The following is a 7,316-nucleotide window of genomic DNA, read 5'->3' as shown; positions in this document are numbered from 1 at the left end:
CTCCCCCCCCCCCCCCCCCCCCCCCCCCCCCCCCCCCCCCCCCCCCCCCCCCCCCCCCCCCCCCCCCCCCCCCCCCCCCCCCCCCCCCCGCGGCGGTGGCCGTGGCCGTGGACGAAGAGACGCACGGTGTGCTGCAGCGGATCGCGTCCTCAGCGAAGGCGCAGATCAGACAGGTACTCCGGGCCAGGATCGTGCTGGCTGCGGCCGACGGGGCGGGCAACGCGGCGATCGCCCGCCGACTGGCGGTGAGCGTGAACACGGTCCGCAAGTGGCGCGGCCGGTTCGCCGAGCGTGGGCTGGAGGGTTTGAAGGACGCCGCACGCTCGGGGCGGCCGCGCCGCTACGACGACCTGGTACGCGTCGCGGTGGTCGCCGCGGCCACCGGCACCCCGATCGGCCCCGCCGCGACCTGGACCCACGCGGCGATCGCCGACTAGGTCGCGGGCACGGTGTTCGCGCCGATCTCCTCCTCCCAAGTCGGCCGGATCCCGGCTGACTTGGACCTCAAACCGCACAAGGTCCGCGGCTGGCTCACCCGTCGCGACACCCCCGACTTCTGGGAGCGCGTCAGGGACATCTGCGCGCTGTACCGCAACCCGCCCAGAGGGGCGATCGTGCTGTCGATCGACGAGAAGACCGCGATCCAGGCCCGCGAGCGCCGCTACCCCTCCCAGCCCGCCACACCGGGCCGGGCCGCCCGCCGCGAGTTCGAGTACCGCCGCCACGGCACCGCCTCCATCGTCGCCGCGCTCGACGTCACCACCGGGCAAACCCTGATCGAGACCATCGAGCGAAACAACGCCGCGACCTTCACCGCCTTCCTCGACCGGCTCGACCGGCTGCTGCCCCGCGACAAGGACATCCACCTGGTCCTCGACAACGGCTCCTCCCACACCGCCAAGCACACCAAGGCCTGGCTCGCCGCCCACCCGCGCTGGCACGTCCACTGGACCCCGCCCCACGCCTCCTGGCTCAACCAGGTCGAACTCGTCTTCTCCGCACTGACCCGCGCCGTCCTCCGGCACGGCGACTTCACCAGCCGGGACGACCTGATCGAGAAGATGGACGCCTGGATGATCCACCGCAATGAACACGCCCGCCCGTTCCGCTGGACCTACCAGGGCACCCCACTCAAGGAGTCGGCCTGACCCCTCCACGAACTTGCGCGGAGCAGCACTAGTGCTGTGACCGCGAAGGTTCACCGGGTAAGTTGATCACGCAACAAATGGGTGTCCCTCCCCAGCGGGGGCCTTTCTGCTCGCGCTGCGCTTCCGGCCGGCGCATGAGGGCTTCACAGGACTGAACGCGTATCCCGGTCCCCGAAGGCCTAGGCTCAAGGCGGTGGGTCCTGCCGACCAGTTCACCCAGGGGAGAGTGTCCGTGATACAGCAGCCCAGGCATGTCGTGGTGACCGGGAGCGCCGGATTCGTCGGTTCGGCGATCGTGCGCCGCCTCAGGGCCGAGGGCTGTCCGGCCATCGGGATCGACCGCCTACCGTCCGCTGACACGTCGTTGGTGGCGGACCTGCGCGACCCTGCGGCGTGGCGCCACGCGTTGGCCGGGGCAGAGGCGGTCGTCCACACGGCGGCTCTGCACGCGCCCCACGTCGGCGTGCGCTCGGACGACGAGTTCCGTGAGACCAACGTCGAGGCGACCAGGGACCTGCTGGACGCGTCGTCCGCTGCGGGGGTGCGCCGTTTCGTTTACACGAGCTCGACCTCGGTGTATGGGTACGCGCTGGAGTCGGCGGACGAGGCGGTCTGGGTCACCGAGGACATCACCTGTCGGCCGCGCGACATCTATGACGAGACGAAACTTGCGGCCGAACGCCTGGTGCTCTCCGCGGCGGGCGCGATGAGCACGGTGTGTCTGCGTATCGCCCGCTGCTTCCCTGAACCGACGGTGGTCCGGGCCCAGCACCGGCTCTACCGTGGTGTAGACATATCCGATGTGACGGTGGCTCATCTGCTCGCCGTCCGTGGCCCGCAGGAGGCGGCCGGGGTGCTGAACATCGCCGGTCCGTATCCATGGCGGACGGAGGACCGAAGGCTACTGCGGCACGATCCGGCCAGGCTCATCAGGCGACGGGCCCCTGAGGTTGCGGCCGGGTTCAGCCGGAACGGCTGGGCGTTTCCGGCATCGATCGACCGGGTCTACGTGTCGGCGCGGGCAGGTGCGGTGCTTGGCTACCGTCCCCGCCACGGCGTAACGGCACTGTTGGCTGAGGTCGGCACGGGCGGCTGATCCTTCCCATGCTTCGGTAGCGGAGGCCCGGGACTCCTGTCCGTCAGCAGCCGGGATCCTGCGACGTTCCGGTCTCGTGCTGCGGTCGGGAAGGTTCGCCAGGTTGCTTGACCAGGCGGCGAGGGCGGGTCGGCCGCCCCAGCGGAGTCCTTTCTCGCTGCGGATGCGGGCGCGTTCGCGGCGTTGGGCGGCGAGGACGTCGGGGTGTCGGGCGTTGGCGTTGCGCCACCGCAGGTAGGCGTGCAGTGCGCGGGTCTGGACCGTGTGGTTCGGGTGGTTCGAGTTCGCCAGAGTGAACTGCCGCAAGGGTCCGAAGTGCGCCTCGATCGGGTTCGCCCAGGAGGCGTTGGTCGGTGTGAAGCAGAGGTGGACGTTGTTGTTCTTCGCCCAACGGAGGATCTTCTTGCCGTTGTGGGCGGAGAGGTTTTCCAGGATCACGTAGACCGGGGCGCCGTCCGGGCGGGCGGCCCGGATCGACTTCAGTGCGGCCAGGGTGTTCGCCGTGCCCTTGCGGCGGCGGTTGACGCCCCACAGGGTGTCGTCGCCGACCGAGTAGCAGCCGTGGAAGTAGGTGACGCCGTGGGTGCGCTTGTAGGTCGCGGGCAGCCGGTCCGGCTTTCCCTGTTCGGCCCAGCAGGTGCCGGCGGTGGGTCTGATGCCGAGCGGGCCGAACTCGTCGAACGCGAACGTGCGGTCGGGGAAGCGTTCCAGGACGTGCTCGATCCGGTCGAGTTTGGCGTCGTAGTCGGGGCCGGTGGACTCCTTCCAGGTCTTGGTGCGCTGGAAGGTGACGCCGCGTCGGGCAAGCAGACAGCGTAGGGCCTCGCGGCCGATTCGGATGACCCGGCCGTGGGCCCGGCGCAGGTAGGCGAGGAGTTTGCGGATGGACCAGCGGGTGAAGGGCTGTCCGAGCTTGGCCGGACGGGTGGTGGCCGTCTTGATGACGAAGTCTTCGTCGTCAGTACTGAGAAGGCGGGGACGGCCCCCCGCCCACCGAGGGTCCAGGCTGGCCATGCCGATCTCGTTGAACCGGTGGATTACGTCCCGCACCGTGTCCTCGTCCGCCTGCACCAGCTGGGCGATCACCGGCACCCGGTTGCCGCCGGCCGAGGCCAGCAGCATCATCGCCCGCCGGTAGCGCACCGAGCTGGTACTGCCCCGGCGGACGATTCTCTGTAGCTGCTGGCCCTCTTGGTCCGTAAGCCTGCGGACCCTGACCGGCTCTGCCATCGCACCCCTCCGAGTTGAACGTCTCCCGACATCCAACCGACCAAGGGCCCGCCAACGCCAACCCGGTGAACCTTCTCGGTCACGGCACTAGGAGGATGGCGGAGAGCTGGGCCAGTGCAGGCCGAGGTGGGCCCGCCGTCCCGGTTCGATACCCCGCTCTCCTGAGACGAGTTCTCCCGCTGCCGCCGCTGTCCCACGACGACTCCTGACGCCCTGTCGCGTCGGCCGCGCCCGGTGGTGCTCACGCCTCTCGGTTCTTCACCGGGTAGAGCTTGGCGTGCAGCACCCGGTCCTCCCACCACGGGTCGTCCGGGGCGGAGACCAGGGCGGCGACCTATTCGCGCTTGGTCGGGGCGGGCAGCACCAGCGGGCCCAGGTTCTTCGCGGCTCGGGTCTGCGCGCACTTCGGGCACTCCAGCCGGTCGGGGCCGGCCTTCTCCCGCAGCTCCAGTTTCGAGCCTTCCTTGCCGCCGATCGAGCCCCGGCACGTCCAGCACGGGCGCAGGGCGGCGTTCGCTGCCCGGGCGGCTTCCAGTTGTTCTTCGGCCTCCCGCTCCAGGCGTTCCTTGCGGTCCTGGTGGCAGGTCCAGCAGCGGCCGCCGGGGCGGCGGGTCCACTGCTCGCGGCCGTGGTCTCCGTACTCCCAGGTGCTTTCCTCCTTGGGGACGTTGCCGCAGTCGGCGCAGGCGAGGGTCTGCATCAGGTCGCGGTGGGCCTGGCGGGCCTTCTTCTCGCGGGCCTTCTGGCGTTGGTCGTAGGCGGCGCGGTTGTTCGGGTTGTCGAGCGCGTCGATGAGGGAGTGCCGGCCGGGGCGGCCGTAGCGCCACCAGATGGGCCCGAGCGGGCCGTGCTCGGTCAGGAGTTCCAGGGTGGTGGCGATGACCGGTACGGCGTCGTTGTACTCGCGCCAGCCGTCGCCGTCGTTGTCGTCCAGTCGGACGGTCTGCCAGGAGCCGCGCCAGACCTCGGCCGACAGGTCGGCCACGGCCTGCTGGCGGTTGCCCAGCGCGATGGGTCCGGCGTCGGTGACGACCAGGGCGACGGGCGGGTACCCGGGCCGGGTGTGGCCGGGCCAGGTTCGGCGCCACCAGTGCACCATCCGGTCGGCCGGATCCTCGAGGGCCGGGTCGTTGTCGCGGACCTTGACGCGGAACAGCTCGCGGTAGGCGGTGAACTTCGCCGCCACCCGCTCCGGCGCCATGGTCGAGCGGTCGACCTCGACCATCAGCACGGGAACCCCGATCTCCGGGGCCTGCCACACCGCGTCCGGGCGCACCTTGCGCCTGCCGCCGGGCAGCAGGAACTCGGTCTCCGTCGCCCAGTCGGTCACGGTGCCCACCCCGCCCGAGGCGTCCGGGGCGGTGCCGCCCAGGACGAAGGAGAGCACGGTCTCGTTGACCGCCATCGCGTGCTGGGCACCGGAGCGCCCGGCGCCCCGGGCTGTTGAGCCCATGTCGGCGCGGGGAAGGCCCAGGACGTGCCCGGCCGCCTCCAGTCCGGCGGCGCCCTCCAGCCGCCAGGTCTTGTGCCGCGCCTTGGTGTTGCCGTCCGAGGCGACCAGGCCGTGCAGCGCGAGATCGCGCAGCGCCTGCCGGATCACGGTGTTCGACGCCGCCTCGGGGCGCAGCAGGCGCTGGAGTTGGTCGGCGGTGGCGACCTTGAGGACGCCGAGCGCGCCGAGGACGTCGGAGCGCAGGGCGTTGGTCGAGCCGTTCGGGTTGGCGGCGCCGCGCCGGTACGCGGTGCGGCCCGGCCGGGACGGCTCGGCCGGTTCGACGGCGTCGGCCTGGTCGTCGTTGTCGTCGGGCTCGGCGAGGCTCTGACGGGTACTCACGGGCGTCTCCCGGTGGTCGTGGTCGGGCGTTGCCTTCGAGGGATATCCGGCGTTCCTGACAGCCGCCAAGCCCGTTTCCGCCCGGCGCACCGCCCCCGTCCCGCCACCACCCCAGCCCGCCTTTGAGCGGGCGCGCGGCCGGCCCCGCCGGACGCAACGAGAAAGGGCCAAGCGGCCCGGGAGCGTCCGTCCGCAAAACCCGCGAACGAACGCACCCTGACCGCAACCACAACAACCACAAACCAAAAGCAAAAGGCAGGGAGAAAGAGGGTTGTCAGAACCGGCGCGCGGCCCGGATTCGGGCCCTGAGCTGCACGGCTTTCCCCTCCGGGCGCGAGGTGGCCGGTAGGGGAAGCGGAGGGGGAAACGGCAGGGGCAATGGAAGCGTTCCGGCAAACTCACCAGGGCTATCAAGGTATCGGTTAGTTTCCTTGATGGGCCGTCAAGGAAACTCACCGGGGCACCTTGATGGCCATTCCATCAGGTCAGGGGCGTGCCGATCGGGCCCACTGGGGCTCTGAGGTTGGGACTGGTTGGCGGACTGGATTACGGACCGCATTTCGGATCGGTTAGAACGCGGGATACCTTGACAGCGGGAGTTATCAGATCGTTATGGAAGACCAACGTTGATGGAAAGAAATCCGGTGAGTTTCATGGGGTTCCATTCTCCGAGCACGGGAGATGCCCGTGCCTCGGAATGAGGGAGCACATTCGTGCACGGGGATCTGGAGACCGACCACGACGTCCTGGTGACGCTCCACCGCTTCACGCTGGCGACCGCCGAGCAGCTCCACCAGCTGCACGGCGGCGCGGCCGGGATCAAGCAGACCCAGAAGCGGCTGACCCGGCTCCAGGCCGAGGGCCTGGCCGAGTTCGTGACCCTGCCGCAGGCCGGCCGGGCGAAGGCGTGGCACCTCACCGCGGCCGGCTGCGCCGTCACCGCCACCTTCCCCGAGGCCCTGCGACCGGCCGTCCCGGTGCCAGGTGCGGACAAGCCGGCGGTGCGGCACGGGCGCGAGCACCTGCTCGACGTCGGCCGGATCCACACCGCCTTCGTCACCGACGCCCGCGCCCGCGGCGAGGCCTGCGGCCCGCTCGACCTCCTCCCCCACCCGGAGCTGCCCGCCGGCCAAGGCGGGCTGTACCGGCCCGCCGCCCACCTCGCCTACACTGCAGGCCAAGGCGACGAGCGGCACCGCCTGCGGGCCTTCATCGAACGGCACCGCCCCGGGACCGGAGACGAGCAGACCGCGGCGCAGCTGGCGGCCTGCGCCCGGGTGTGGGAGCAGGCGGGCGAGGACGGGTCCGGTCGGGCGTGGGAGCGGCGCTGGCGCGCCTTCCCGCGACTGCTGGTCGTCCTGGTCGGCACGACGGCCGCCAGGGTGCGCCCGGCGGTGGCGGACCTGCGGCTGGCCGCCGAGGAGAACCCGGCCGTCGCCGACATGCTCACCGCCGTCCCGGCCGGCGCCGCCCGGATCGAGGACCTCATCCAGCGCGGACCGTCGGCCCCGGTCTGGCACCCGCTCGGCTCCCGGGGCGAGCGAACGTGCGGGTGGACGGAACTGTAGGCGACGAGCGGGCCCCGCACCGGGCAGCCTGCTGGCCGCCCCGGCCGCCCTCCTCCTCGCCCCTCCTCCCGGCCGGTGGCGCCGCGAAGCGGGGCCGCCGGGCCACCGCGCAGCGGAACCACCACCACGCCGTCGGCGCGCAGCATCAGGTTGCCGGGATCCCGTCTCCGCTCCTGCTCTGCGCGCCGACTCTCCTGCTCCTCTTCTCCTTCGACGATCCAGTGCCCGGACTTCACCCAGCACCCGCAGAGGTGCCCAGGGAGAAGTAGTCGGCGCCCAACGACCTATGGACAAACGGGCGCTGCCGAGTAGCCGAGGGGAATCTCACCCCTCGGCCCTCACAGAACCGTGCGTAACAGTCTCCCGTTACACGGCTCGTGCCGCTCTGATCGTCAGATCACCATGGCGGACACGCTGATGCGCCACTGTGCGAACATGCG

General features: G+C 71.1%; 5 protein-coding genes and 1 pseudogene. 4 read left to right on the top strand and 2 right to left on the bottom strand.

Translation table 11 applies throughout. The features are described 5' to 3' along the window. Nucleotides 1–107 precede the first annotated feature (107 nt). From ACZ38L_RS37720 to ACZ38L_RS37710, 3 genes are all read left to right on the top strand, one after another. On the top strand, nt 108–437 hold the full coding sequence (locus ACZ38L_RS37720) for a helix-turn-helix domain-containing protein (RefSeq protein WP_465702334.1): 330 nt from the start codon (nt 108–110) through the stop codon (nt 435–437). A gap of 12 nt (nt 438–449) precedes the next feature. Then, nucleotides 450–1,148 carry an IS630 family transposase gene (locus ACZ38L_RS37715; protein WP_465702332.1) on the top strand — a complete coding sequence of 233 codons (699 nt, stop codon included), beginning with the start codon at nt 450–452 and terminating at the stop codon, nt 1,146–1,148. Between the two features lie 232 nt (nt 1,149–1,380). Continuing rightward, on the top strand, nt 1,381–2,244 hold the full coding sequence (locus ACZ38L_RS37710; RefSeq protein WP_465702330.1) for an NAD-dependent epimerase/dehydratase family protein: 864 nt from the start codon (nt 1,381–1,383) through the stop codon (nt 2,242–2,244). 114 nt (nt 2,245–2,358) lie between these two features. Here ACZ38L_RS37710 and ACZ38L_RS37705 read toward each other — a convergent pair. Further along, nucleotides 2,359–3,474, bottom strand: a pseudogene (locus tag ACZ38L_RS37705) (IS630 family transposase); the annotation flags it as partial. A 334-nt stretch (nt 3,475–3,808) separates the two neighbouring features. Further along, on the bottom strand, nt 3,809–5,308 hold the full coding sequence (locus ACZ38L_RS37700; protein ID WP_465702328.1) for a replication-relaxation family protein: 1,500 nt from the start codon (nt 5,306–5,308) through the stop codon (nt 3,809–3,811). 713 nt (nt 5,309–6,021) lie between these two features. Between ACZ38L_RS37700 and ACZ38L_RS37695 the strand changes: the two genes are divergently transcribed. Next, the gene (locus ACZ38L_RS37695; RefSeq protein WP_465702326.1) at nt 6,022–6,876 is read left to right on the top strand and encodes a replication-relaxation family protein; all 855 of its coding nucleotides are present in this window, start codon (nt 6,022–6,024) and stop codon (nt 6,874–6,876) included. Nucleotides 6,877–7,316: the final 440 nt, after the last annotated feature.

It is taken from the genome of Kitasatospora sp. NPDC024654 (genome assembly GCF_055559155.1).
Note: the sequence above shows the minus strand (reverse complement) of the source record. Positions and strands in the feature narration are given on the sequence as shown.